This window comes from Enterococcus alishanensis, assembly GCF_019218635.1.
Classification (GTDB): Bacteria; Bacillota; Bacilli; order Lactobacillales; family Enterococcaceae; genus Enterococcus_A; species Enterococcus_A alishanensis.
Genome location: NZ_JAHUZB010000023.1, coordinates 1 through 1,777, shown reverse-complemented (window position 1 = coordinate 1,777; position 1,777 = coordinate 1). Strand labels below are relative to the sequence as shown.

Below are 1,777 nucleotides of genomic sequence, written 5' to 3'. Positions count from 1 at the left end.
TAGACCTCTCAAAACTGAACGAATAAAGATAAACTTGTGTAGTCTCCGTAATTTTCCTTAGAAAGGAGGTGATCCAGCCGCACCTTCCGATACGGCTACCTTGTTACGACTTCACCCCAATCATCTATCCCACCTTAGGCGGCTGGCTCCATAAAGGTTACCTCACCGACTTCGGGTGTTACAAACTCTCGTGGTGTGACGGGCGGTGTGTACAAGGCCCGGGAACGTATTCACCGCGGCGTGCTGATCCGCGATTACTAGCGATTCCGGCTTCATGTAGGCGAGTTGCAGCCTACAATCCGAACTGAGAGAAGCTTTAAGAGATTAGCTTAGCCTTGCGACTTCGCGACTCGTTGTACTTCCCATTGTAGCACGTGTGTAGCCCAGGTCATAAGGGGCATGATGATTTGACGTCATCCCCACCTTCCTCCGGTTTGTCACCGGCAGTCTCGCTAGAGTGCCCAACTAAATGATGGCAACTAACAATAAGGGTTGCGCTCGTTGCGGGACTTAACCCAACATCTCACGACACGAGCTGACGACAACCATGCACCACCTGTCACTTTGCCCCCGAAGGGGAAGCTCTATCTCTAGAGTGGTCAAAGGATGTCAAGACCTGGTAAGGTTCTTCGCGTTGCTTCGAATTAAACCACATGCTCCACCGCTTGTGCGGGCCCCCGTCAATTCCTTTGAGTTTCAACCTTGCGGTCGTACTCCCCAGGCGGAGTGCTTAATGCGTTAGCTGCAGCACTGAAGGGCGGAAACCCTCCAACACTTAGCACTCATCGTTTACGGCGTGGACTACCAGGGTATCTAATCCTGTTTGCTCCCCACGCTTTCGAGCCTCAGCGTCAGTTACAGACCAGAGAGCCGCCTTCGCCACTGGTGTTCCTCCATATATCTACGCATTTCACCGCTACACATGGAATTCCACTCTCCTCTTCTGCACTCAAGTCTCCCAGTTTCCAATGACCCTCCCCGGTTGAGCCGGGGGCTTTCACATCAGACTTAAGAGACCGCCTGCGCTCGCTTTACGCCCAATAAATCCGGACAACGCTTGCCACCTACGTATTACCGCGGCTGCTGGCACGTAGTTAGCCGTGGCTTTCTGGTCAGATACCGTCAAGGGATAAACTTTCCACTCTTATCCTTGTTCTTCTCTGACAACAGAGTTTTACGATCCGAAAACCTTCTTCACTCACGCGGCGTTGCTCGGTCAGACTTTCGTCCATTGCCGAAGATTCCCTACTGCTGCCTCCCGTAGGAGTTTGGGCCGTGTCTCAGTCCCAATGTGGCCGATCACCCTCTCAGGTCGGCTATGCATCGTTGCCTTGGTGAGCCGTTACCTCACCAACTAGCTAATGCACCGCGGGTCCATCCTCCAGTGACGCAATTGCGCCTTTCAAAAGAAAACCAGGCGGTTTTCTCTGTTATGCGGTATTAGCACCTGTTTCCAAGTGTTATCCCCCGCTGGAGGGTAGGTTACCCACGTGTTACTCACCCGTTCGCCACTCCTTTTCTTTCGGTGGAGCAAGCTCCGGTGAAAGAAAAAGCGTTCGACTTGCATGTATTAGGCACGCCGCCAGCGTTCGTCCTGAGCCAGGATCAAACTCTCATTAAAAAGTTTGCACAGTCTTGCGACTGTTAGCTCAATTGTATTAATTGACTTGTTGCTAGCATATTGCTTGCTTTGTATTGTTTGTTCCTATTAATAGGAACGCCCTACACATTTGGTTCGTCTTATTCGTTCAGTTTTCAAAGGTCTATTTCTGTTGCA

Annotated in this window: 1 rRNA gene; it reads right to left on the bottom strand. The window is 51.2% G+C overall.

Going from position 1 to position 1,777, the window contains the following annotated elements:
- Window positions 1–61: 61 nt before the first annotated feature.
- Window positions 62–1,621 (bottom strand): 16S ribosomal RNA (locus KUA55_RS18050).
- Window positions 1,622–1,777: the final 156 nt, after the last annotated feature.